We start from the raw sequence: 25,494 nt of genomic DNA on the forward strand, positions 1-25,494 counted from the left end.
AGTCGAGGATCTTTGCCACAACGCCGGCGCCGACGGTACGGCCGCCTTCGCGGATTGCGAAGCGCAGACCTTCTTCCATGGCGATCGGGGCGATCAGCTTGACGGTGATCGACACGTTGTCACCCGGCATGACCATTTCCTTGTCCTTCGGCAGCTCGATCGAGCCAGTCACGTCGGTCGTACGGAAGTAGAACTGCGGGCGGTAGTTGTTGAAGAACGGCGTGTGACGACCACCTTCGTCCTTCGACAGAATGTACACCTCACCAGTGAAGTGGGTGTGCGGCTTGATCGAGCCCGGCTTGCACAGAACTTGACCACGCTCCACGTCTTCGCGCTTCGTGCCGCGCAGCAGCAGACCCACGTTGTCGCCAGCTTGACCTTGGTCCAGCAGCTTGCGGAACATTTCCACGCCCGTGCAAGTCGTCTTCACCGTCGGGCGGATACCCACGATTTCGATTTCTTCACCGACCTTCACCACGCCACGCTCGATACGACCGGTCACCACGGTACCGCGGCCCGAGATCGAGAACACGTCTTCCACCGGCATCAGGAACGTACCGTCCACAGCGCGCTCCGGCGTCGGGATGTACGTGTCCAGCGCGTCGGCCAGGTTCATGATTGCCACTTCACCCAGCTCGCCCTTGTCGCCTTCCAGCGCCAGCTTGGCCGAACCCTTGATGATCGGCGTGTCGTCGCCCGGGAAGTCGTACTTCGACAGCAGCTCGCGCACTTCCATTTCCACCAGCTCGAGCAGCTCGGCGTCGTCCACCATGTCGCACTTGTTCAGGAACACGATGATGTAAGGCACGCCAACCTGACGGGCCAGCAGGATGTGCTCGCGCGTTTGCGGCATCGGGCCGTCAGCGGCCGAGCACACCAGGATTGCGCCGTCCATCTGCGCAGCGCCCGTGATCATGTTCTTCACATAGTCAGCGTGGCCCGGGCAGTCAACGTGGGCGTAGTGGCGGTTAGCCGTTTCGTATTCCACGTGCGCGGTGTTGATCGTGATACCGCGTGCCTTTTCTTCCGGCGCTGCGTCGATCTCGTCGTACTTCTTGGCGGCGCCGCCGAACTTCGCAGCCAGCACCGTGGCAATCGCTGCCGTCAGCGTCGTCTTGCCGTGGTCAACGTGACCAATCGTACCTACGTTCACGTGCGGCTTGGTCCGCTCGAACTTTTCCTTTGCCATGTTTCAGCTCCTAATGGAATTCAGTGTGATTCGATTCATTGCGCCGCCACGCGGGTCTCGCATGGCGGCGAAGCTTTTATTACTTGCCCTTGGCCGTCATCACGGCTTCGGCGATGTTCTTCGGTGCTTCAGCGTAGTGCTTGAATTCCATCGTGTACGTGGCGCGACCTTGCGTGGCCGAGCGCAGCGACGTGGAATAACCGAACATTTCCGACAGCGGGACTTCGGCCTTGATGATCTTGCCGCCGCCAACCATGTCGTCCATGCCCTGCACGATGCCGCGGCGGGACGACAAGTCGCCCATCACGGTACCCGTGTAGTCTTCCGGCGTTTCCACTTCCACGGCCATCATCGGCTCGAGCAGAACCGGGCTGGCCTTGCGCATGGCTTCCTTGAAAGCCATCGAGCCAGCCATACGGAACGCGTTTTCGTTCGAGTCCACGTCGTGGTACGAACCGAACGTCAGCGTGACCTTCACGTCCACCACCGGGAAGCCAGCCAGAATACCGGCCGGCAGCGTGTCGACGATACCCTTTTCGACCGCCGGGATGTATTCGCGAGGAATCACACCGCCCTTGATGGCGTCGACGAACTCGAAGCCCTTGCCCGGCTCTTGCGGTTCCAGCGTGATCACAGCGTGACCGTACTGGCCGCGGCCGCCCGACTGCTTGACGAACTTGCCTTCGACGTCCTCGGCCTTCTTGCGAATGGTTTCGCGGTAGGCAACCTGCGGCGCGCCGATGTTGGCTTCCACGTTGAATTCACGCTTCATCCGGTCGACCAGAATTTCCAGGTGCAGTTCGCCCATACCCGAAATGATGGTCTGACCCGATTCTTCATCGGTACGCACGCGGAACGACGGATCTTCGGCGGCCAGGCGGTTCAGGGCGATGCCCATCTTTTCCTGGTCGGCCTTGGTCTTCGGCTCGACAGCCTGCGAGATCACCGGCTCCGGGAACACCATGCGCTCGAGCACGATCGGGGCAGCCGGATCGCACAGCGTATCGCCCGTGGTGGCGTCCTTCAGGCCCACCGCGGCGGCGATGTCGCCGGCCAGCACTTCCTTGATTTCTTCGCGCTGGTTGGCGTGCATCTGCAGAATACGGCCCAGACGCTCCTTCTTCTGCTTCACCGGGTTGTACACGGTGTCGCCCGAATTGATCTTGCCCGAGTACACGCGGAAGAAGATCAGCTGACCAACGAACGGGTCGGTCATGATCTTGAACGCCAGCGCCGAGAACTTCTCGTTGTCGTCAGCCTTGCGCTCGAGCTTCTTCTCGTCGTCGCTTTCGTCCACGCCCTTGACCGGCGGGATATCGACCGGCGACGGCAGGAAGTCGATCACGGCGTCGAGCATACGCTGCACGCCCTTGTTCTTGAACGCGGTGCCGCACAGCATCGGCTGGATTTCGCAGGCGATGGTACGGTCACGCAGCGCCTTGACGATCTCGGCGCGGGTCAGCTCTTCGCCGCCCAGGTACTTTTCCATCAGCTCTTCGCTGGCTTCGGCGGCGGACTCGACCATCTTCTCGCGCCATTCGTCAGCGGTAGCTTGCAGCTCGGCCGGGATGTCCTGGTATTCGAACTTCACGCCCTGGCTGGCTTCGTCCCAAATGATCGCCTTCATTTCCAGCAGATCGACGACGCCCTGGAAGCCGTCTTCAGCGCCGATCGGCACCACGACGGGCACCGGGTTGGCCTTCAGGCGAGTCTTCAGCTGCTCGTAGACCTTGAAGAAGTTCGCGCCGGTACGGTCCATCTTGTTGACGAACGCCAGACGCGGCACGCCGTACTTGTTGGCCTGACGCCAAACGGTTTCCGACTGCGGCTGCACGCCACCCACTGCGCAGTACACCATGCACGCGCCGTCCAGCACGCGCATGGAACGCTCCACCTCGATGGTGAAGTCCACGTGGCCCGGGGTGTCGATGATGTTGAAGCGGTGCTCGGGGTAGTTGCCGCCCATGCCCTTCCAGAAGGCGGTGGTCGCAGCAGACGTGATGGTGATGCCGCGCTCCTGCTCCTGCTCCATCCAGTCCATGGTGGCCGCGCCATCATGCACTTCACCGATCTTGTGGTTCACACCGGTGTAGAACAGGATCCGCTCGGTCGTGGTGGTTTTACCCGCGTCAATGTGAGCCGAAATACCGATGTTACGGTAGCGCTCAATAGGAGTCTTACGAGCCACTTTAATCCTCTATTCGTCCATGAGGCGCAGAAATCTCATGACCTGCGCCTTTAACACAAACGGGCGAGATGTGTGAAAACACAGCCCGCCCGGCAACCAACAGCGTTTTTCGCGCGCCTTAGAAGCGGAAGTGCGAGAACGCCTTGTTGGCTTCGGCCATGCGGTGTACTTCGTCGCGCTTCTTCATTGCGCCACCACGGCCTTCTGCAGCTTCCAGCAGCTCACCTGCCAGGCGCAGCGCCATCGACTTCTCGCTGCGTTTTTTCGCGGCCTCGCGCAGCCAACGCATCGCCAATGCCAAACGACGCGACGGACGGACTTCGACCGGAACCTGATAGTTGGCGCCGCCCACGCGACGGCTCTTCACTTCCACCACCGGCTTCACGTTGTTGATGGCAACGGAGAACACTTCGATGGGGGCCTTGCCTGCCTTCTTTTCGATCTGGTCGAACGCGCCATAAACGATACGTTCGGCAACCGACTTCTTGCCGTCCAGCATCAGCACGTTCATGAACTTGGCAACTTCAACATTGCCGAACTTCGGATCAGGCAGAACTTCCCGCTTGGGGACTTCACGACGACGTGGCATCTTCTTTCCTTAAGATTCAGTTGAGAGGCGGTCTGAATATTTCCGCTCTCCGGCCACCAACTAGCTTGCCAGTAACTGACTGGGCAAATTCGCCGGGTGACCACTTACTCGACGGCACGGCGCACAAAAAACGCTCCGTTGTACCGCCGCCTGGTGACAGCTCCATGACGTTTGGTCACGGCTGTCGGATATTGCTTTGCGTAGAAGCTTAGGCAGCCTTCGGACGCTTCGCACCGTACTTCGAACGGGCCTGCTTGCGGTCCTTCACGCCTTGCAGATCCAGCGAACCACGGACGATGTGGTAACGCACACCCGGCAGATCCTTCACACGGCCGCCGCGGATCAGCACGACCGAGTGTTCCTGCAGGTTGTGGCCTTCACCGCCGATATACGAAATGACTTCGAAACCGTTGGTCAGGCGCACCTTGGCGACCTTACGCAGTGCCGAGTTCGGCTTCTTCGGCGTCGTGGTGTACACGCGGGTGCACACGCCGCGACGCTGCGGGCAGTTCTCAAGTGCGGGGCTCTTGCTCTTGATGACTTCAGAGACACGCGGCTTGCGAACCAGTTGGTTGATAGTTGGCATTGTTCAATCCAGCTTGGTTTTACAAAAACACCCCTTCGCCAGCATCTGACCAAGGGGCAACAACGGGTTTTGGGCGCGGGAAAGGTGAGCGGACGCTCTGGAGGAAGGGCTGTGAAGTGACAGACTTGCCAAAGAGCGCGAGCTCGCCGGGATCCCGCTGTCGTACTGCCTGGGCTGAGCACCTGAAGCGCCACAAATCCAAGGGACGAGCGAAATCCGAAGCCAAAAACTCGAATCTGGCACTCTAGCAGCCACATTGGCAACGGTCAAGGGGTATACGCGCCGTATACGTTATAGGACCGCGGAAGGCTCGCCGGCCTCAGACCTCGCGCAGCGTTTCGAGAATTTCGTCGCCATAGCGCTCTAGCTTGGACGCACCGATTCCGGGCACCTCCGCCAGTTCGTCAAGCGATTCGGGCGCGCTGCGTGCCAGTTCGGCCAGCGTGGCATCGTGGAAGATCACATAGGCGGGCACGCCATGCGACTTTGCCGTCGCCGTGCGCCAGCGTCGCAGCGCTTCCCAGTTGGCCAGCGTGTCGGCGTCCATCGTGGCGGTATGGTCCGTGCGGGCACCGCCGCCGCGTCCCGCGCGTTCGCCGGACTTGCCCGGCTTGCTGATCTGGCGCCGCAACGTGATCGACTGCTCGCCCTTCAGCACCGCTCGCGCCGGTTCGCCAAGCAGCAGCGCGCCGTGGCCGCCGTGATCGATGACCAGCAGGCCGTTGGCGATCAGTTGCCGGAAGATGGCGTGCCACTCCGCAACCGAAAGATCCTTGCCGATCCCGAAGGTCGACACCTTGTCATGGCCCCACTGGCGAACCTTCTCGTTGGTGCTGCCGCGCAGCACCTCGATCAGGTGCGTCGCCCCAAAATGCACGCGGCTGGTCTGTGCCGTGCGATACACGCATGACAGCGCCATCTGCGCCTCACGCGTGCCGTCCCAGGTGGACGGAGGCTCCAGGCAGGTGTCGCAGTTGCCGCAAGGTTCGGCGGTCTCTTCGAAATAGGCCAGGATTCGTACGCGGCGGCAGCCCGCCGTCTCGCACAAACCCAGCAGGGCATCGAGCTTGGACGACGACACACGCTTGTGCGCATCGTCGGCTTCCGATTCATCGATCATGCGCTTCTGCTGCACGACATCGCCCAGTCCATAGGCCATCCAGGCATTGGCCGGCAACCCATCGCGCCCGGCGCGGCCGGTCTCCTGATAGTAGCCTTCCATGCTTTTGGGCAGGTCGAGGTGCGCCACGAACCGCACATCCGGCTTGTCGATTCCCATACCGAACGCAATCGTAGCCACCATCACAATGCCCTCTTCCTCCCGGAAACGGGCCTGATGGTGTTGCCGCACCTGGGCATCCATGCCCGCGTGGTAGGCCAACGCGTTGATGCCGTGGCCAGCCAGCCATTGCGCGGTGTCCTCGACCTTCTTGCGCGACAGGCAATAGACGATGCCGCTGTCGTGGCCGCCGTCGCCATTCATGTGCTCCGCCTTGATAAAGGCCAGCAGCTGGTTCCGCGCGTTGTCCTTCTCCACGATGCGGTAGCGGATGTTCGGACGATCGAAGCTCGAAATGAAGACGCGCGCATCGTCCAGCGCCAGCCGCTCGATGATTTCGTTGCGCGTCAGCGAATCGGCAGTCGCGGTAAGCGCGATACGCGGCACATTCGGAAAGCGCTCATGCAGCACGGACAGCTGGATGTATTCCGGCCGGAAATCATGGCCCCACTGCGACACGCAGTGCGCTTCGTCGATGGCAAACAAACCCACGCGAGTGCGGTCGAGCAAGTCCAGGAAGCGCGGCGTCATCAGCCGCTCGGGCGCCACATAGAGGACGTCCAGCCGGCCAGCCAGCAGATCGCGCTCGACAGCCGAGGCCTCGCTGCCACTAAGCGTGGAATTGAGCACGGCGGCCCGGACCCCGGCCTCGGTCAACGCGGCGACCTGGTCCTGCATCAGCGCGATCAGCGGCGACACCACAATGCCGACGCCATGACCGGCCTGCTGACGGAGCAAAGCGGGAATCTGGTAGCAGAGCGACTTGCCGCCGCCGGTAGGCATCAGCACCAGGCAATCGCCACCCTCCGCCACGTGGTCGATGATCTCCCCCTGCCTGCCACGAAAGGCGTGGTAGCCGAAGACTTCTTTGAGGATCGCCAGGGCGCGCGACATGAGACTGCGGGATTCGGAAAGCCAGGAAAGGCGTAACCATACCACTGCATGCCCGGCAGGACTCGATTACCCGCTCCTTTGTGGCACGCACGCCAATCGTCACGTGAGAATCCGCCGCACTCTCCCGCAAATTTGCGCCAGCACAAATCACTGAATGGTGAGCCCGCCCTAGCATGAGGCAAGGTCCCCACACCACCACAACATGCAGCGCCATTCGTTTTCCCTGCCGATCGTGGTCGCGCGCGATGGATCGGAACCGTACAAGCGGCAGATCATGCGCCAGATCGAGCAACTGATCGTCTCCGGACGGTTGCAAAGCGGCGATCGGCTACCGTCGATTGCGTGCATGGTGGCAATGCTGCGCGTCTCACGGAACACAGTGGTCGGGGCCTACGAAGGTCTGACCGACGCGGGACTGTTGCGAGGGGAGCCGGGACGAGGCTTCTATATCGCGGAGGCCATTCCACGCGCATCCTCGTTGCCCGCAACCGTGGGGGACGCGCCGGGACCGGATGCGCCACTGCCGCGCTCGTCACGCGCGGGCGCATCGGTGTCGCCGCCTGGTGTCCACGCCGCACCGCCAAGTCTTCCCGTGACCTTCGACTTCAAGATCGGACGCCCCGCTCCCGATGCGTTTCCGGTCCGGCGCTGGGCCATGCTGTCAAACCCTTTGCTGCGCCAGATGGGTCACGCGATCAGTGAGTACACGCCGGCGGAAGGCCTCTGGGGCCTGCGCATGCAGATTGCCGACTACCTGGCCGCGACCCGTGCGCTTTCGGTCGACCCGGCGCAGATACTGATCGTCGCCGGCGTCCAGGAGGCGCTGCACCTGCTTGCCGCTCAGCTCGTCCATCACGGCGACCACGTCGTGATGGAGTCGCCCGGCTATGCAGGCTTCTGCAATCTGCCCCACCTCAAGCACGCAGTGCGCATTCCTGTTCCGGTCGATGCGGACGGGCTTCGCACAGATGCGTTGCCGCATACGCCCGTGCAGTTGGCATACACCACGCCATCGCACCAGTACCCGCTTGGCTACACCATGTCGATGGACCGGCGCCGCGCGTTGCTGGACTGGGCTGCCGACGTCGGCGCCTGTGTGATCGAAGACGACTATGCGACTTCGCCTATGACAACGCACCAATGCCGCCGCTCATGGCACTCGATCCCACTCGCGTCGTCTACGTCGGGTCGTTCTCGAAAGTGCTTGGACCAGGGCTGCGGCTCGGATTCATGGCATGTCCCCTATGGCTGACCGACGCAATCGCCCGTCGCAAGGCACTGCTGAATCATGGATGCCCCTGGCTCGAACAGGCCGTGCTTGCACGCCTTTTCGAGTATGGCGACTACAGCCGGCATCTTTACCGGCTGCGTTGCCGCTATCGTGCGCAGCGCGATGCACTGCTCGACGGCCTGCATGAACTATGGGGAGGCGACGTTCAAGTCAGCGGAACCGGTACGGGCATGCACGTGGCGCTGCACTTGCCGCCCGGCGAACCATGTGCCGCCGACATTGCGCATCATGCGTTGGTCCACGGCGTCAGACTGTATCCGATGGACGACGCCGCCTGCGCGCATATTCCCGCATCGGGCAACCGCGTACTGCTACTTGGCTATGCATCGCAGAGCGTCGATCAGATCCAGGCGGCGATGGCCAGGCTCAAGCTGGCGGTGGAAAGCTGCCGGCTCAAGCCCGGCTCAGGCGAGCCGGCCGGCGTGGCAGCGTGATACCTCAGCGCGCACCGGACATCGTTCCGAAGTGCCGCGACAACGCATCGATCGATGCGTCATCCAGCGGCTCAGCCATCGGACGCATCACGGCATCTTCCCGCAGCCCCGCCTTGAAGTCGCGCAGTTGCTTGGCCAGGTATTCGGGCTTCTGTCCGGCGAGGTTGGGATACAGGCCGACGCTGCTGATGCCATCGATGCCGTGGCACGAGGCGCAAAGCGGCAGGATGGCCGTCAGTTGATCGGCCGGCTTTTGCACGACCTTTTCAGCCGCACCGCCTGACGCCGCATGCGCGGTCGCCGTTGCGCCCAACAGGGCGAGCGGTACAAGCAGATAGATCCATCGACGCTTGATCATGGCTCGTCTCCTCAGTTCTTTCGCGTCGGCGGCAGGCCCACCGAAATCCACTGCGTGCGGGCGCGCGAAAAGATGCCGGCGGGGCTTTCCATCTTGTGCTCGGCCACCAGGGCAAGTGTCTTGCTGTCGTACACCCGCAGCCGATCTCCGTAGTATCCGGCGCTGACGTAGAGGTACTTCCCGTCACGGGTGTACTCCGGGAAGAACGCATGACCGCCTGCATCAAGCGTGCGCACCACTTCGAGCGATTGCTTGTCGATAAGCTGGATTTGCGACGCCTTCTTGTCCTTGGTGACGATATCGACGGCCACGTACGGAGCATCGGGGTGAGCCGCTGGCGACTCGGTGGGCCCAGCCACCGGGATGTTCTTCACCACCGAGAAGTCGCGTGTATCCCATACCGTGACCACGTCGCCCTTTTCGCACTGCCCGATGTTGGTTCCAAACGCCAGCATCCTTCCGCCCACCGGGGTCACGGCGCCGGAGCCGACATGTGGCTGGCAGCCCGCCGGGATATCGCGTACCACTTTGTCTTCCTTGAGGTCAATAGCCACGATCTTGTTGTCATCGTAGGACGCCACCATCGAGTACCGTCCGTCCGGCGTCAGGAACGTGTCGTGCAGCATGCGGCCAACCCCTTCCAGCTTTGTCACCGGCATACCCTGGCGATCCGGGTCCACGATCCAGATCTGGCCAGCCTGGCGCAATGTCAGCGCAAACTTGTTGTTGATGCGGCTGCCGATGACAGGCCCGCCCGCCGACTGGATGAATTTGCCATCGGGGTCCTTGCCCTCGAGCCGCAGGTACTTCACGGGCTCCAGCGTATCGGCCTTCAGGATGACGACAAGGTTGGGCACGAACGAACTCGCAGCCAGCCACTTGCCGTCGTTCGACACGGCTATGCCCGGGCCCGTCAAGCCCGTCTTGATCTTCCGCACAACCTTCAGCGAGTACAGGTCGATCTTGTAGACGTAGCCATCGTCACTCTTCAGCCAGGCCCATCGCTCGTTGACCGGGCTGAACTCCATGATGTGCGGTGCGATCGGCGTGGCGATTTCGCCGACCACCTTGTTGGTCCTGCCGTCGAGGAAGACCGTCTTCGCGTTATCGGCACCGGTTCCGCGCCCGTAGCGTCCACGAGCCATGACCACCATCAGGTCGTAGACCGAGTCGATCCCGTAGACCGGCTTTGACGGAAGCGGCTTCTCGTCGACCAGCACCTGGAGGGTGCCGCGAACCTGCTCCATCGACCATTCCGGGCGACCCACTGGCTGGGTCCGGATGTACTGCGACACCAGCCGGATGTCCTCGTCCTGCATGCGCGAATGGAACGGCGGCATCAGCGTATCGGGGATGCCCGTCATGATCGTGCCGCGCAACGCGGCCTCGCTCTGGACAAGGCGGTCCTTATGCAGCGCCGGCCCCACGTAGCCGCCGCGGCTGGCTGAGTGGCATACCGCGCAGTTGGCCTGGTATAGCGCGTCGGCACGCTGCAGGGCCTCGGCGGTCATGGCGCACAATGCGCCCGAACCGGCGGTGAGCGCGGTGGCAAGTGTTGTGGTGACGATCGTTCTGGCAAGCATTGTCCGGGGCCTCCGTGGGTAGGCTGGCAATCAACAATGCGATCAATTTGCCACTGCCCATACGCGTGCGCAGGGGATGAAACAGGAATTCTGATGGGTACGGTTTCGCGGCAGCGACGCAATGCAGACACGGGCTAACCACCCCTCTTTGTGAGTCCGCCTGGACTTGCGATAGCGCAAATGGCGTAAGGCTGCGTTGCTCTAGGATCAGTCGATCTACGACCACGTCATTCGTATGTCCACGCCCGCACCGAGCCCCGCTCCCACAGCAGTAACCACTTCCAGTCCCGTCTTGCGCGAAGCCGTCTTCATCAGCGGCAGCGATCTGTTCGCGCTCGGGCACTATCCCGGCAATCCGGTGTATCCGGGCGCGCTGACGCTCGATCGCATGCTGACAATGGCCGCCGAGCTTGCCAGCAATACGCGAGGCCAAGCTGCCCGGGTGGCCGCCGTCAAGCGCGTGCAATATCTTGGCGTGGTGGTGCCTGGCGACATGGTCGTTCTGGAGGTCACGCTCCAGGAACCCACCGATGGCGATATGACATGCGAGGCCGTTGCCAGCGTGGGCGGCGATGCGCGCGTCCGGGCAACCATCGTGTGCCGCGCTGGCTGCATCGATGCTGCGCAGCCATCCGCCCCGCCCACTAGCGCAGATGCCCCGGCACTGGCTCACCGCGACATCGCCCGCCTGTTACCGCATCGCTATCCGTTCCTGTTGCTCGATACGGTGTCGACATACAAACCGGGCGAGCACATCGTAGCCACCAAGATCGTCAACCGCGAATCCCCGCTACTCGGGCGCCAGCCACCGCAGGACTATCCGGCCACGCTGGCAATCGAGTCCTTCGGGCAGGCCGGCGTCACACTGTTCTATCTGAGCCAGCAAGGCGGCGTACCCACGCACGCGCTGGTGGGACTGATGCGCGATGTGACGCTGCACCGACCGATTCCGTACGACACGGCTCTCACGCTCGATGTCAGGATCGAGCGGCTTCGATCCAACATGGTGGTGTTCGGCGGCAACATCCTGATTGGCGATGAGCCGGTGATCGAGGTGGGTAGTCTTGTGGTCATGATTGCGCCGCAGCAGCCTGAGGTGGCCTGACAGAAGGACCGGAGGCAATCCACGGACGAAAAAAAAACCCGGCTCTTTCGAGCCGGGTTTTTGATTACTGCGGTACTGCGAGGATCGCGATCAGACTGCGTCGCCTTCGCCTTCGGTCGCTTGCACAACCGGCGGCTCGATGAAGAGCGATTGCTCTTCGTCGCTGATCGCCTGGGCGCGTTCGCGCTCGGCTGCCTCGCGTGCCTTGCGGGCACGGTGGTAGGCCAGGCCGGTACCGGCCGGGATCAGACGACCCACAATCACGTTTTCCTTCAGACCACGCAGGTCGTCGGTCTTGCCCATGATCGCGGCTTCGGTCAGCACGCGCGTGGTTTCCTGGAACGATGCCGCCGAGATGAAGCTGTCGGTCGACAGCGACGCCTTGGTAATACCCAGCAGCAGGTTCTCGTGGATTGCCGGACGCTTGCCATCGGCGATCACGCGATCGTTTTCGTCGAGCAGTTCCGAACGCTCCACCTGTTCACCCGGGATGAACTTGGTGTCGCCCACTTCCTGGATCTGCACGCGGCGCAGCATCTGACGAACAATCACTTCGATGTGCTTGTCGTTGATCTTCACGCCCTGCAGACGGTACACGTCCTGCACTTCGTCCACGATGTAGTGCGCCAGCTCTTCGATGCCCTTCAGGCGCAGGATGTCGTGCGGGTCCGCCGGACCTTCCACAATCATTTCGCCCTTGTTCACCACCTGGCCGTCGTGCACCAGCACCTGCTTTTCCTTCGCGATCAGGAACTCGTGGGCGTTGCCGTCCAGGTCCGTAATCACTAGGCGCTGCTTGCCCTTCGTGTCCTTGCCGAACGACACCGTACCGGTGACTTCCGCCAGCACGGCGGCGTCCTTCGGCGAACGGGCTTCGAACAGCTCGGCCACACGCGGCAGACCACCGGTAATGTCGCGGGTCTTCTGCGATTCGGTCGGGATACGTGCCAGCACTTCACCCACGTGCACCTGCTGACCATCCTTCACGGTAATCAGCGCGCCCACCTGGAAGCCGATGGTCACGGAGTGGTCCGTGCCCGGAATCTTGACTTCCTGGTTGTTCGCGTCGAGCAGCTTCACCTGCGGGCGCAGGCCCTTGGTGGCAGCCGTACGGCGCTTGGCGTCGATCACCACGAGGGTCGACAGGCCCGTGACTTCGTCCATCTGCTTGGCGACGGTCACGCCTTCTTCCACGTTCTCGAACTTGATCGTGCCCGAGTACTCGGAAACGATCGGACGAGTCAGCGCGTCCCACGTGGCCAGCTGCGTACCAGCCTTGATGGCCTGGCCGTCCTGCACCAGCAGCGTGGCGCCGTACGGGATCTTGTGGCGCTCGCGCTCGCGGCCGTGGTCGTCCGTGATCAGTGCCTCGCCCGAACGCGAGATCACGATCAGTTCGCCCTTGGCGTTCGTCACGTAGCGCATGGTCACCGTGAAGCGCACCGTGCCGGTGGCCTTGGCTTCCACGCTCGATGCCACTGCCGCACGCGATGCCGCACCACCGATGTGGAACGTACGCATGGTCAGCTGGGTACCCGGCTCACCGATCGACTGTGCAGCGATCACACCGACAGCTTCGCCCGAGTTCACCAGTACGCCGCGGCCGAGGTCACGGCCGTAGCACATGGCGCACAGGCCGTAGCGCGTGTCGCACGACAGCGGCGTGCGGACCTTGACTTCGTCCACGCCGATGCTGTCGATCAGCTCGACCAGGTCTTCGTCCAGCAGCGTGCCGGATTCGATCGCGGTTTCCTGGGTTTCAGGATTGACCACGTCGCCCACCGTCACACGGCCGAGAATACGGTCGCGCAGGGCTTCGATCACTTCACCGCCTTCGACCAGGGCCTTCATGGCCACGCCGTTGGTAGTACCGCAATCGTCTTCCACCACGACCAGATCCTGCGTCACGTCGACCAGACGACGGGTCAGGTAACCCGAGTTCGCGGTCTTCAGTGCCGTATCGGCCAGACCCTTACGGGCACCGTGGGTCGAGATGAAGTACTGCAGAACGTTCAGGCCTTCACGGAAGTTCGCCGTAATCGGCGTTTCAATGATCGAGCCATCCGGCTTGGCCATCAGGCCACGCATACCAGCCAGCTGACGAATCTGTGCCGCGCTACCGCGAGCACCCGAGTCCGCCATCATGTAGATCGAGTTGAACGATTCTTGCTTGACGGTAGCGCCCGTGCGATCGACCACGTCTTCGTGCTGAAGCTGCTCCATCATCGCCTTGCCCACCTGGTCACCAGCGGCACCCCAGATGTCCACGACGTTGTTATAACGCTCCTGATCGGTCACCAGACCCGACATGTACTGCTTGTCGTATTCCTTCACCTTGGCAGCCGCGTCGGAGATGATCTTCTCCTTCTGCGGCGGCACCAGCATGTCGTCGATGGCGATCGAGATACCGGCGCGCGTAGCCAGGCGGAAACCCGACTGCAGCAGCTTGTCAGCGAAGATCACGGTTTCGCGTAGACCGCACTTGCGGAACGCCGTGTTGATCAGGCGCGAGATTTCCTTCTTCTTCAGCGGCTTGTTCAGCACCGAGAACGGCAGGCCCTTCGGCAGGATCTCGGACAGGATCGCGCGGCCGACCGTGGTGGCCTGCAGCGTGATCTTGGGTGCGAAACGGGCGTCGCCGGCGGCATCCTTGTTCACGAGTTCGTACTCGGTGATCCGCACGTTCACGCGCGAAGCGAGTTCGACTTCCTTGTTCTCGTAAGCACGGATGACTTCGCTGATATCAGCGAACGTCATGCCTTCGCCCTTGCCGTTGATCTTGTCGCGGGTCGTGTAGTACAGACCCAGCACAACGTCCTGCGACGGCACGATCGACGGATCGCCGTTGGCCGGGAACAGCACGTTGTTCGACGCCAGCATCAGCGTGCGGGCTTCCATCTGCGCTTCCAGCGACAGCGGCACGTGAACGGCCATCTGGTCACCGTCGAAGTCGGCGTTGAATGCCGCGCAAACCAGCGGGTGCAGCTGGATGGCCTTACCTTCGATCAGCACCGGCTCGAACGCCTGGATACCCAGACGGTGCAGCGTCGGCGCGCGGTTCAGCATCACCGGGTGCTCGCGGATCACCTCTTCGAGGATGTCCCACACCACCGGCGTCTGGCTTTCCACTTCCTTCTTCGCCGCCTTGATGGTGGTGGCGATGCCCATCGTTTCCAGCTTGTGGAAAATGAACGGCTTGAACAGCTCCAGCGCCATCAGCTTGGGCAGACCGCACTGATGCAGCTTCAGCGTCGGGCCCACCACGATCACCGAACGGCCCGAGTAGTCAACGCGCTTGCCCAGCAGGTTCTGACGGAAACGACCGCCCTTACCCTTGATCATTTCGGCCAGCGACTTCAGCGGACGCTTGTTGGCGCCGGTCATCGCCTTGCCGCGGCGACCGTTGTCCAGCAGCGAGTCGACGGCTTCCTGCAGCATGCGCTTTTCGTTGCGCACGATGATTTCAGGGGCCTTCAGTTCCAGCAGGCGCTTCAGACGGTTGTTACGGTTGATGACGCGGCGATACAGGTCGTTCAGGTCCGACGTGGCGAAACGGCCGCCATCGAGCGGAACCAGCGGACGCAGTTCGGGCGGCAGCACCGGCAGCACTTCCAGGATCATCCACTCGGGCTTGATGCCCGAACGCTGGAACGCCTCCAGCACCTTCAGGCGCTTGGCGAACTTCTTGATCTTGGCTTCGGAACCGGTAGCCTGCAGCTCGGCGCGGATCTGTTCGATCTGCTTCTCGATGTCGATACCGCGCAGCAGTTCACGGATGCCCTCGGCACCCATCATGGCCACGAATTCGCCTTCGCCGTACTCATCGCACTTCGCGATGTAGTCGTCTTCCGACATGATCTGGCTCTTCTTGAGCGGGGTCATGCCGGGTTCCAGCACCACGAACGCTTCGAAGTACAGCACGCGCTCGATGTCGCGCAGCGTCATGTCGAGCACCATGCCCAGACGCGACGGCAGCGACTTCAGGAACCAGATGTGCGCGGTCGGAGCGGCCAGCTCGATGTGGCCCATGCGCTCACGGCGCACCTTGGCCAGCGTCACTTCCACGCCGCACTTCTCGCAGATCACGCCACGGTGCTTCAGGCGCTTGTACTTGCCGCACAGGCACTCGTAGTCCTTGATCGGGCCAAAGATCTTGGCGCAGAACAGACCATCGCGTTCCGGCTTGAACGTGCGGTAGTTGATCGTTTCCGGCTTCTTCACCTCGCCATACGACCACGAGCGGATCTTCTCTGGCGAAGCCAGGCCGATCTTGATCGCGTCGAACTGCTCTTCCTGCTGAACCTGCTTAAAGAGATCGAGCAATGCTTTCATTGCAACTCCTTGTTTCGCCGCCGGCCCGGAGTCTGTCCGGGGCAGCGGCATTCAATCCTGTGGGAAACCTTCGCTGGTGAGTGCCGGGTCATCGCCGGCACTCGTCTCAAACCTGAGATCAGTAACGATCCAGATCGATGTCGATACCCAGCGAGCGGATTTCCTTCACCAGCACGTTGAACGACTCCGGCATGCCGGCATCGATCGAGTGCTCGCCCTTGACGATGTTTTCGTACACCTTGGTACGGCCGTTCACGTCATCGGACTTGACCGTCAGCATTTCCTGCAGCACGTACGACGCGCCGTAGGCTTCCAGTGCCCACACTTCCATCTCACCGAAACGCTGGCCACCGAACTGGGCCTTACCGCCCAGCGGCTGCTGCGTCACCAGCGAGTACGGACCGGTGGAACGGGCGTGCATCTTGTCGTCCACAAGGTGGTGCAGCTTCAGCATGTGCATCACACCCAGCGTGACCGGACGCTCGAACGCTTCGCCGGTGCGGCCGTCGTGCAGCGTGACCTGCTGCTTCGATGCGGTCAGGCCGCGCTCCTTGGCGATCTCGTCCGGGTAGGCCAGGTCGAGCATGCGGCGGATTTCGTCTTCGTGCGCACCATCGAACACCGGCGTTGCGAACGGCACACCCTTCTTCAGGTTGCCAGCCAGCTCCAGCACTTCGGCGTCGGACAGGCTGTCCAGATCTTCCGCCTTGCCGCTCTCGTTGTAGATCTGCGCGAGCAGCGGACGGAGTTCCTGCGCCTTGGCCGAAGCCTTGAGCATGTCGCCGATACGCTGGCCCAGACCGCGCGCGGCCCAGCCCAGGTGGGTTTCAAGAATCTGACCCACGTTCATCCGCGAAGGCACGCCCAGCGGGTTCAGCACGATGTCCGCCGGCGTACCGTCGGCCATGTACGGCATGTCTTCGATCGGAACGATCTTCGACACCACACCCTTGTTACCGTGACGGCCGGCCATCTTGTCGCCAGGCTGCAGACGACGCTTCACAGCCAGGTACACCTTGACCATCTTGATCACGCCCGGCGGCAGTTCGTCGCCCTGCGTGAGCTTCTTGCGCTTCTCTTCGAAGGCCAGGTCGAACTCGTGACGCTTCTGTTCGATGGCTTCCTTCACGGCTTCCAGCTGGGCTGCCACTTCTTCGTCGGCCGGACGGATGTCGAACCAGTGATACTTGTCCAGGTCGGCCAGGTATTCGCGGGTCAGCTTGGCACCCTTGGCCAGCTTCTTCGGACCGCCGTTGACGGTCTTGTCGAGCAGCAGACGCTCCAGACGCTGGAATGCATCGCCTTCCACGATACGCAGCTGGTCGTTCAGGTCCAGGCGGTAGCGCTTCAGTTCGTCGTCGATGATCGACTGGGCGCGCTTGTCGCGCGTCACGCCTTCACGCGTGAAGACCTGCACGTCGATCACGATACCGCTCATGCCCGAGGGCACGCGCAGCGACGTGTCCTTCACGTCCGACGCCTTCTCACCGAAGATCGCGCGCAGCAGCTTCTCTTCCGGCGTCAGCTGGGTCTCGCCCTTCGGCGTGACCTTGCCCACCAGCACGTCACCGGCTTCCACTTCGGCGCCGATGTACGTGATGCCCGACTCGTCCAGACGCGCCAGTTGCGCTTCGGCCAGGTTCGAGATGTCGCGCGTGATTTCTTCAGGTCCGAGCTTGGTGTCACGGGCCACGACCGACAGTTCCTCGATGTGGATCGAGGTATAGCGGTCTTCGGCAACCACACGCTCCGAGATCAGGATCGAATCCTCGAAGTTGTAGCCGTTCCACGGCATGAACGCCACCAGCATGTTCTGGCCCAGAGCCAGTTCGCCCAGGTCGGTCGAGGCGCCGTCGGCGATCACGTCGTTGCGGGCAACGATATCGCCAACCTTCACCATCGGACGCTGGTTGATGTTGGTGTTCTGGTTCGAACGCGTGTACTTGATCAGGTTGTAGATGTCCACGCCAACTTCGCCGGCCACGGCTTCGTCGTCGTTCACACGAATCACCACACGCATTGCGTCGACGTAGTCCACCACGCCGCCACGCATCGCCTGAACGGCCGTGCCCGAGTCAACGGCCACGGTACGCTCGACGCCGGTGCCGACGAGCGGCTTGTCCGGACGCAGGCAAGGCACGGCCTGACGCTGCATGTTCGCGCCCATCAGTGCACGGTTTGCATCATCGTGCTCAAGGAACGGCACCAGCGAAGCCGCGGCCGACACGATCTGCGACGGCGCCACGTCGATGTACTGAACGCGGTCCGGCGTGACCATACGGGTTTCACGCTCCGAGCCTTCACGGGCGGACACCAGTTCATCGGTCAGGTTGCCTTCGCCGTCGACGGTCGCGTTGGCCTGGGCCACCACGTACTTGCCTTCTTCGATGGCCGACAGGTAGTCCACCTGGGCGGTCAGCTTGCTGTTTTCCACCTTGCGGTACGGCGTTTCCAGGAAGCCGTATTCGTTCAGGCGGGCATACAGTGCCAGCGAGTTGATCAGACCAATGTTCGGACCTTCCGGCGTTTCGATCGGGCACACACGGCCGTAGTGGGTCGGGTGCACGTCACGAACTTCAAAGCCGGCGCGCTCGCGCGTCAGACCGCCCGGGCCAAGTGCCGAAACACGGCGCTTGTGGGTGATTTCCGACAGCGGGTTGGTCTGGTCCATGAACTGCGACAGCTGCGACGAACCGAAGAACTCGCGGATGGCCGACGAAATCGGCTTCGAGTTGATCAGGTCGTGCGGCATCAGGTTCTCGGTCTCGGCCTGGCCCAGACGCTCCTTGACGGCGCGCTCCACGCGCGACAGACCGGCGCGGAACTGGTTTTCGGCCAGTTCGCCGACGCAACGCACACGACGGTTGCCCAGGTGATCGATATCGTCGACTTCGCCCTTGCCGTTACGCAGGTTCACCAGGATCTTGATCGTCTCGAGGATGTCCTCGTCCTGCAGCACCATGCTGCCTTCGCCACTCGGGCGCGACAGACGGCTGTTGACCTTCATACGGCCAACGCGCGACAGGTCATACGACTCTTCGCTGTAGAACAGGCGCTGGAACAGCGCTTCCACGGCGTCCTCGGTGGGCGGCTCGCCCGGACGCATCATGCGGTAGATGGCGATACGCGCGGCCGTCTGGTCGGCGGTATCGTCCACGCGCAGCGTCTGCGAGATGTACGGACCTTGGTCCAGATCGTTCGTGTACAGCGTCTGGATCTGCTTGACACCGGCTTCGCGCAGGTTTTCCAGCAGCGTTTCGGTCAGCTCGTCGTTGGCGTTGGCGATCACTTCACCGGTATCCGGATCGATGATGTTCTTCGCCAGCACGCGGCCCAGCAGGTAGTCTTCGGGCACGCTGATCAGCTTGGTGCCGGCGGTGTCCAGGTCACGGATGTGCTTGGCGTTGATCCGCTTGTCCTTCTCCACGACGACGCGGCCGTTCTTGTCGGCGATGTCGAAGCGCGCGACTTCACCGCGCAGGCGTTCCGGCACGAACTCGAGTTGCGCGCCTTCGGTCTGCAGCGTGAAGTTGTCGAACACGAAGAAGTGAGCCAGGATCTGTTCCGGCGTCAGGCCGATCGACTTCAGCAGGATCGTCACCGGCATCTTGCGGCGGCGGTCGACGCGGAAGTACAGGATGTCCTTCGGATCGAATTCGAAGTCGAGCCACGAACCGCGGTACGGAATAATCCGTGCCGAGAACAGCAGCTTGCCCGAGCTGTGCGTCTTGCCCTTGTCGTGCTCGAAGAACACGCCCGGCGAACGGTGCAGCTGGCTAACGATGACACGCTCGGTGCCGTTAATCACGAAAGAACCGGTCGACGTCATGAGCGGAATTTCGCCCATGTAGACTTCCTGTTCCTTTACTTCCTTCACCTTGCCCGGGTTCTCGCGATCGTTGATGATCAGGCGAACCTTTGCACGCAGCGCCGAGTGGAACGTCAGGCCACGCTGCTGGCATTCCTTGACGTCGAACGGCGGGTTGGACAGGTGATACGAGACAAACTCCATACGGGCGAGCCCGTTATGGGATGAAATCGGGAAAATCGCGTTGAAAGCGGCCTGCAGCCCCTCGCTCTTGCGACGCGCGGGCGGCGTTTCCGCTTGCAAAAACTGGGTGTAGGATTCAATCTGTGTGGCAAGCAGGAATGGAACCTGATGAACCGTCGCACGCTTCGCAAACGATTTGCGAATGCGCTTCTTTTCGGTGAAGCTGTACGCCATGGGATCTCCGAATCATCGCAGGGCTGGCTGGACCTGGCCGGCACCTGAGGTGTTCAGCGACTGGGAGGGGATTTGGCGGTTGGCCGCTACCAACCTCTGGCTGACGGTGCCCGCACGCTGCGGACGGTGTGGTCATTGCACGGCGCAATGCCTGCACACGTCCGGGGGACACCCGACCAAACTTGTCTTCTGCAGTCGGTTCAGAAGACAAACATCAGCAACCACCTAGTGTGCCACTGATGTTTGGCTTCTGCTAAGGCAGCGATCGATTGTCGCTCGCCAAGCATATCCTACTTCACTTCTCGCCCATCCGGACCGGTCTGCCCTCGGCCAAGGTGCCCCATTGAACACACCCTGCAGAAGCGCAAAAAGGCTGGCGCCGGGAATTTCCCTTTGCCAGCCCCTGTCGCGTGCCACAGAGGCACGCGAGGTACCACTTACTTGACGTCGACCTTGGCGCCGGCGTCTTCCAGCTTCTTCTTGGCTTCGTCGGCAGCGGCCTTGTCCACGCCTTCCTTCACGGGCTTCGGTGCGCCATCGACCAGGTCCTTGGCTTCCTTCAGACCCAGACCGGTGATTTCGCGCACGGCCTTGATCACGCCAACCTTGTTGGCGCCAACTTCGGCCAGAATCACGTTGAACTCGGTCTTTTCTTCAACAGCGGCAGCACCGCCAGCGCCCGGGGCAGCAGCCACAGCCATGGCTGCAGCCGACACGCCAAACTTCTCTTCGAACGCCTTGACCAGGTCGTTCAGTTCCATCACGGACATCGCGCCAACGGCTTCCAGGATGTCGTCTTTAGTGATTGCCATTTGGATTACTCCTACTAGATTTGATTCGGGATCGGTATTGCGATCTGTCTATGCGGCAGCTTAGGCGGCCGGGGCTTCCGCTTCCGCGGGAGCGCCTTCGGCGTTCTTGGCAGCCAGTGCGGCCAGCAGACGGGCGAAGCCCGACACCGGCGCTTGCATCACGCCAAGCAGCTGAGCGATCAGTTCTTCGCGGCTCGGGATCGAAGCCAGGGCCTTTACGCCGTTGGCATCAAGCACGCTGCCGTTGTACGACCCTGCGCGCAGGACCAACTTGTCGTTGGTCTTGGCAAAGTCGTTCAGAACCTTGGCCGAGGCCACTGCATCTTCGGAAATACCGTAGATCAGCGGACCGGTCATTTGCTCTGCGAGGCCTGCAAACGACGTACCTTCGACGGCACGGCGAGCCAGCGTGTTCTTCAGAACGCGCAGGTAAACGCCTTGCTGACGAGCGGTGGCACGCAGCTTGGTCAGATCGCCAACCGTGATGCCGCGATATTCGGCCACGACGATGGTCTGGGCCTTGGCGACTTGCGCCGAAACCTCAGCAACGACGGCCTTCTTATCTTCAATATTGAGTGGCACGGTTAAGCTCCAAAACGATGCGAATGCTCCGGTTACCCGGCGCGTCACGCATCAGTCCAAACGAACGGCGTCCGATTGGCCCGAATCGACCGGATTGCTCCGGCGTCATCAATCCCTTCGGGTGCGCCATCTGCGCTGGCAGGCCGGCTGCCATCGGGGCAAGCCCCGCATGTGCCGACCGATTAAGCCCACGCTGCCAGAGGCGGTGTGAACACCAGCGGTCTTTGATAACCAGCGGCACCTGCCTGGCGTCATGCGCCGGCGAATGCCACTGCCCAAAGCCTTGCGACGATCACGGCAATGCCGCGATCCTCAATTTTTTCCCTGGCCGGTGTTATCGGGTCCCGGTCAGGTGGTTGCCGTCAGCCTTAGGCTGCCAGCGAGGTCTGTTCGACGCGAACGCCAACGCCCATCGTGGACGAGACGGCGATCTTGCGCAGGTACACACCCTTGCTCGTTGCCGGCTTGGCCTTGACCAGTGCGTCCAGCAGCGCGCTCAGGTTGCTCTTCAGCGCGGTGTCTTCGAACGAGCGACGGCCGATGGTGGCGTGGATGATACCGGCCTTGTCGACACGGAATTGCACCTGACCAGCCTTGGCGTTCTTCACTGCCTGGGCGACGTCCGGCGTCACGGTGCCAACCTTCGGGTTCGGCATCAGGCCACGCGGGCCCAGGATCTGGCCCAGCGTACCGACGATACGCATCGTGTCCGGCGAAGCGATCACGACGTCGAAATTGAGGTTACCGGCCTTCACTTGCTCGGCCAGGTCTTCCATACCGACGACGTCAGCGCCAGCGGCCTTGGCGGCTTCAGCCTTGTCGCCCTGGGCGAACACGGCCACACGGACGCTCTTGCCGGTACCAGCCGGCAGAACGACGGAGCCACGCACGACCTGGTCCGACTTCTTCGCGTCGATGCCCAGTTGCACGGCAACGTCGATCGACTCGTCGAACTTTGCCGAAGCGCAGCTCTTGACCAGGCTCAGGGCCTCGTCGATCGGGTAGAACTTGGTACGCTCGATCTTCGCCTTGTTGGCGGCGACGCGCTTGGAAACCTTAGCCATTTACAGACCCTCCACGGTGATGCCCATCGAACGCGCCGAACCAGCGATCGTACGCACAGCGGCGTCGAGGTCAGCAGCGGTGAGATCGGCATTCTTTGCCTTGGCGATTTCTTCAGCCTGGGCGCGGGTGATCTTGCCAACCTTGTCGGTATGCGGCTTGGCCGAACCCTTGGTCAGACCGGCTGCCTTCTTGATCAGCACGGTTGCCGGCGGCGACTTCATCACGAACGTGAAGCTCTTGTCGGCGAAGGCGGTAATCACCACCGGCACCGGCAGACCAGGTTCCATACCCTGGGTCTGGGCGTTGAACGCCTTGCAGAACTCCATGATGTTCAGACCGCGCTGACCCAGTGCGGGACCAACGGGCGGGGAGGGATTTGCCTTACCAGCCGGAATCTGCAGCTTGATAAAGCCAATAATCTTCTTGGCCATCTTTACTCCAATCCGGATCCGTTCCTGTTTCGGAATTCAGATCCTGTTGAGTCGTAACGCGCTATCGTCATGCGGGGCATGACCTCACGCTCCTCTTCAGGCAGTCCTTGTGGACTGCCCTATCTGTCCGCCGCCACCCTGACGGGCTACGGCGTTCAAAAATCCTTAAACCTTCTCGACCTGGCCAAACTCGAGTTCGACCGGCGTTGCACGCCCGAAGATCGTGACCGTCACGCGCAGGCGCGACTTTTCGTAGTTCACTTCTTCGACGTTGCCGTTGAAGTCGGTGAACGGGCCGTCCTTGACGCGGACCATCTCGCCCACTTCGAACAGCGTCTTGGGACGCGGCTTCTCGACCCCTTCCTGCATCTGGGTCATGATCTTGTCGACTTCCCGCTGGGAAATCGGACTCGGACGGTTACGTGCACCGCCTACGAAACCGGTCACCTTGCTGGTGTTCTTCACCAGATGCCACGTCTCGTCGGTCATTTCCATTTCCACCAGCACATAGCCAGGGAAGAAACGACGCTCGGTCACAGACTTGTGGCCGCCCTTGATCTCGACGACTTCTTCGGAGGGCACCAGGATGCGGCCAAACTTGTCCTGCATCTCGGCGCGCTCGATGCGCTCCTGCAGCGCGCGCTGCACGCTCTTTTCCATGCCGGAGTAGGCGTGCACCACGTACCAGCGCTTTTTCGACGATGGCGATTCTGCGGCCGTGGTTTCCTGCTGAGCGTTATCCGTCATGTGCTACCTCTTATTTCCAGCCCAGCACGAGCGAGAAAATCACCCACTCGATGAGCTTGTCGGCCGACCACAGGAACAGCGCCATGATCACCACGAAGGCGAACACGAGGCCCGTCATCTGACCGGCTTCCTTGCGCGTCGGCCAAACGACCTTGCGAACTTCCCGGTACGACTCACGCGCAAAACCCACAAAGTCCTTGCCCGGCGCGGAGACAAGCGCCACCACGACGCCGAGTGCGAGGCCAGCAAAAAGCGCGGCGCCACGTACATACGACGGCTGCTGAGCCAGAGCGTAGAAACCGATGACTCCGGCAACTACCAGGAGTACCGCCACCACGAGCATCCACTTGCCGCTCGAGGCGCCTACGGTTTCGACATTGGGATTAGCCATGTTTCGCAAACGAGACTAAGCCGCGTCACGAGTTTTCCTCGCGACGCGGCTGATTGATTTGGCAGGGGCAGAGGGAATCGAACCCCCAACCTTCGGTTTTGGAGACCGACGCTCTGCCAGTTGAGCTATACCCCTAAAACAACTGTGGGCCAGCTTTACGCCAGCCCCTCTGGCAAACGAACGCGACAGGTTGGTATCGCGTTCGCCAGTTCGACCTGAAAATCAGTCGAGGATCTTTGCCACAACGCCGGCGCCGACGGTACGGCCGCCTTCGCGGATTGCGAAGCGCAGACCTTCTTCCATGGCGATCGGGGCGATCAGCTTGACGGTGATCGACACGTTGTCACCCGGCATGACCATTTCCTTGTCCTTCGGCAGCTCGATCGAGCCAGTCACGTCGGTCGTACGGAAGTAGAACTGCGGGCGGTAGTTGTTGAAGAACGGCGTGTGACGACCACCTTCGTCCTTCGACAGAATGTACACCTCACCAGTGAAGTGGGTGTGCGGCTTGATCGAGCCCGGCTTGCACAGAACTTGACCACGCTCCACGTCTTCGCGCTTCGTGCCGCGCAGCAGCAGACCCACGTTGTCGCCAGCTTGACCTTGGTCCAGCAGCTTGCGGAACATTTCCACGCCCGTGCAAGTCGTCTTCACCGTCGGGCGGATACCCACGATTTCGATTTCTTCACCGACCTTCACCACGCCACGCTCGATACGACCGGTCACCACGGTACCGCGGCCCGAGATCGAGAACACGTCTTCCACCGGCATCAGGAACGTACCGTCCACAGCGCGCTCCGGCGTCGGGATGTACGTGTCCAGCGCGTCGGCCAGGTTCATGATTGCCACTTCACCCAGCTCGCCCTTGTCGCCTTCCAGCGCCAGCTTGGCCGAACCCTTGATGATCGGCGTGTCGTCGCCCGGGAAGTCGTACTTCGACAGCAGCTCGCGCACTTCCATTTCCACCAGCTCGAGCAGCTCGGCGTCGTCCACCATGTCGCACTTGTTCAGGAACACGATGATGTAAGGCACGCCAACCTGACGGGCCAGCAGGATGTGCTCGCGCGTTTGCGGCATCGGGCCGTCAGCGGCCGAGCACACCAGGATTGCGCCGTCCATCTGCGCAGCGCCCGTGATCATGTTCTTCACATAGTCAGCGTGGCCCGGGCAGTCAACGTGGGCGTAGTGGCGGTTAGCCGTTTCGTATTCCACGTGCGCGGTGTTGATCGTGATACCGCGTGCCTTTTCTTCCGGCGCTGCGTCGATCTCGTCGTACTTCTTGGCGGCGCCGCCGAACTTCGCAGCCAGCACCGTGGCAATCGCTGCCGTCAGCGTCGTCTTGCCGTGGTCAACGTGACCAATCGTACCTACGTTCACGTGCGGCTTGGTCCGCTCGAACTTTTCCTTTGCCAT

General features: G+C 61.9%; 19 protein-coding genes and 1 tRNA gene. 3 read left to right on the forward strand and 17 right to left on the reverse strand.

From position 1 onward, the window contains the following. The 5 genes from tuf (AC3FLX_RS32570) to recQ form a co-directional block, all read right to left on the reverse strand. The coding region (tuf, locus tag AC3FLX_RS32570) for an elongation factor Tu (protein ID WP_144200257.1) at positions 1-1,189 on the reverse strand (1,189 nt) is incomplete at its 3' end. A 79-nt stretch (positions 1,190-1,268) separates the two neighbouring features. Beyond that, positions 1,269-3,377, reverse strand: coding sequence for an elongation factor G (gene fusA / locus AC3FLX_RS32575; RefSeq protein WP_488701434.1), 2,109 nt, complete (start codon positions 3,375-3,377; stop codon positions 1,269-1,271). Positions 3,378-3,495: 118 nt separating this feature from the next. Next, positions 3,496-3,966, reverse strand: coding sequence for a 30S ribosomal protein S7 (gene rpsG / locus AC3FLX_RS32580; RefSeq protein ID WP_008649176.1), 471 nt, complete (start codon positions 3,964-3,966; stop codon positions 3,496-3,498). 208 nt (positions 3,967-4,174) lie between these two features. After that, positions 4,175-4,552 carry a 30S ribosomal protein S12 gene (rpsL, locus tag AC3FLX_RS32585; protein WP_006576501.1) on the reverse strand — a complete coding sequence of 126 codons (378 nt, stop codon included), beginning with the start codon at positions 4,550-4,552 and terminating at the stop codon, positions 4,175-4,177. 319 nt (positions 4,553-4,871) lie between these two features. Further along, complete coding sequence (recQ, locus tag AC3FLX_RS32590) at positions 4,872-6,725, reverse strand: DNA helicase RecQ (protein WP_488701435.1); 1,854 nt, start codon at positions 6,723-6,725, stop codon at positions 4,872-4,874. Positions 6,726-6,927: 202 nt separating this feature from the next. On the opposite strand from recQ, the gene AC3FLX_RS32595 reads away from it, so the two are divergent. Together AC3FLX_RS32595 and AC3FLX_RS32600 are read left to right on the forward strand one after the other, a co-directional pair. After that, positions 6,928-7,977: an aminotransferase-like domain-containing protein gene (locus AC3FLX_RS32595; RefSeq protein ID WP_488701436.1), complete on the forward strand. Its 1,050-nt coding sequence runs from the start codon at positions 6,928-6,930 to the stop codon at positions 7,975-7,977. Continuing rightward, entirely contained in the window at positions 7,878-8,450 is a 573-nt protein-coding gene (locus AC3FLX_RS32600; protein WP_488701437.1) for an aminotransferase class I/II-fold pyridoxal phosphate-dependent enzyme, read from the forward strand. The genes AC3FLX_RS32595 and AC3FLX_RS32600 overlap by 100 nt, the downstream gene beginning before the upstream one ends. A 4-nt stretch (positions 8,451-8,454) precedes the next feature. Here the strand turns inward: AC3FLX_RS32600 and AC3FLX_RS32605 are convergent, their stop codons facing one another. Further along, complete coding sequence (locus AC3FLX_RS32605) at positions 8,455-8,808, reverse strand: c-type cytochrome (RefSeq protein WP_488701439.1); 354 nt, start codon at positions 8,806-8,808, stop codon at positions 8,455-8,457. A gap of 11 nt (positions 8,809-8,819) precedes the next feature. Then, a complete protein-coding gene (locus tag AC3FLX_RS32610; RefSeq protein WP_488701440.1) occupies positions 8,820-10,391 on the reverse strand; it encodes a cytochrome D1 domain-containing protein in 1,572 nt (523 codons plus the stop codon). 292 nt (positions 10,392-10,683) lie between these two features. Here AC3FLX_RS32610 and AC3FLX_RS32615 point away from each other — a divergent pair, with 292 nt between their 5' ends. Next, a complete protein-coding gene (locus AC3FLX_RS32615; RefSeq protein WP_488701441.1) occupies positions 10,684-11,496 on the forward strand; it encodes a 3-hydroxyacyl-ACP dehydratase FabZ family protein in 813 nt (270 codons plus the stop codon). Between the two features lie 90 nt (positions 11,497-11,586). Here the strand turns inward: AC3FLX_RS32615 and rpoC are convergent, their stop codons facing one another. The 10 genes from rpoC to tuf (AC3FLX_RS32665) form a co-directional block, all read right to left on the reverse strand. Then, positions 11,587-15,828 carry a DNA-directed RNA polymerase subunit beta' gene (gene rpoC / locus AC3FLX_RS32620; RefSeq protein WP_488701442.1) on the reverse strand — a complete coding sequence of 1,414 codons (4,242 nt, stop codon included), beginning with the start codon at positions 15,826-15,828 and terminating at the stop codon, positions 11,587-11,589. A gap of 118 nt (positions 15,829-15,946) precedes the next feature. Further along, complete coding sequence (rpoB, locus tag AC3FLX_RS32625; RefSeq protein ID WP_488701443.1) at positions 15,947-20,053, reverse strand: DNA-directed RNA polymerase subunit beta; 4,107 nt, start codon at positions 20,051-20,053, stop codon at positions 15,947-15,949. A 437-nt stretch (positions 20,054-20,490) separates the two neighbouring features. After that, positions 20,491-20,865 carry a 50S ribosomal protein L7/L12 gene (gene rplL, locus AC3FLX_RS32630; protein WP_488701444.1) on the reverse strand — a complete coding sequence of 125 codons (375 nt, stop codon included), beginning with the start codon at positions 20,863-20,865 and terminating at the stop codon, positions 20,491-20,493. A gap of 60 nt (positions 20,866-20,925) precedes the next feature. Beyond that, positions 20,926-21,447 carry a 50S ribosomal protein L10 gene (rplJ, locus tag AC3FLX_RS32635; RefSeq protein WP_488701445.1) on the reverse strand — a complete coding sequence of 174 codons (522 nt, stop codon included), beginning with the start codon at positions 21,445-21,447 and terminating at the stop codon, positions 20,926-20,928. A gap of 368 nt (positions 21,448-21,815) precedes the next feature. Continuing rightward, complete coding sequence (gene rplA / locus AC3FLX_RS32640; protein ID WP_488701446.1) at positions 21,816-22,511, reverse strand: 50S ribosomal protein L1; 696 nt, start codon at positions 22,509-22,511, stop codon at positions 21,816-21,818. After that, on the reverse strand, positions 22,512-22,943 hold the full coding sequence (rplK, locus tag AC3FLX_RS32645) for a 50S ribosomal protein L11 (RefSeq protein ID WP_006162338.1): 432 nt from the start codon (positions 22,941-22,943) through the stop codon (positions 22,512-22,514). A 165-nt stretch (positions 22,944-23,108) separates the two neighbouring features. Then, the gene (gene nusG / locus AC3FLX_RS32650; RefSeq protein WP_008649197.1) at positions 23,109-23,690 is read right to left on the reverse strand and encodes a transcription termination/antitermination protein NusG; all 582 of its coding nucleotides are present in this window, start codon (positions 23,688-23,690) and stop codon (positions 23,109-23,111) included. Positions 23,691-23,700: 10 nt separating this feature from the next. Next, positions 23,701-24,081, reverse strand: coding sequence for a preprotein translocase subunit SecE (secE, locus tag AC3FLX_RS32655; RefSeq protein ID WP_066734350.1), 381 nt, complete (start codon positions 24,079-24,081; stop codon positions 23,701-23,703). Positions 24,082-24,140: 59 nt separating this feature from the next. Next, positions 24,141-24,216: transfer RNA gene (locus tag AC3FLX_RS32660), tRNA-Trp, on the reverse strand. A gap of 87 nt (positions 24,217-24,303) precedes the next feature. Then, positions 24,304-25,494 (reverse strand): elongation factor Tu, encoded by a 1,191-nt coding sequence (tuf, locus tag AC3FLX_RS32665; RefSeq protein WP_144200257.1) that lies wholly within the window; start codon positions 25,492-25,494, stop codon positions 24,304-24,306.

The organism is Cupriavidus sp. 291-E7, from assembly GCF_057798835.1.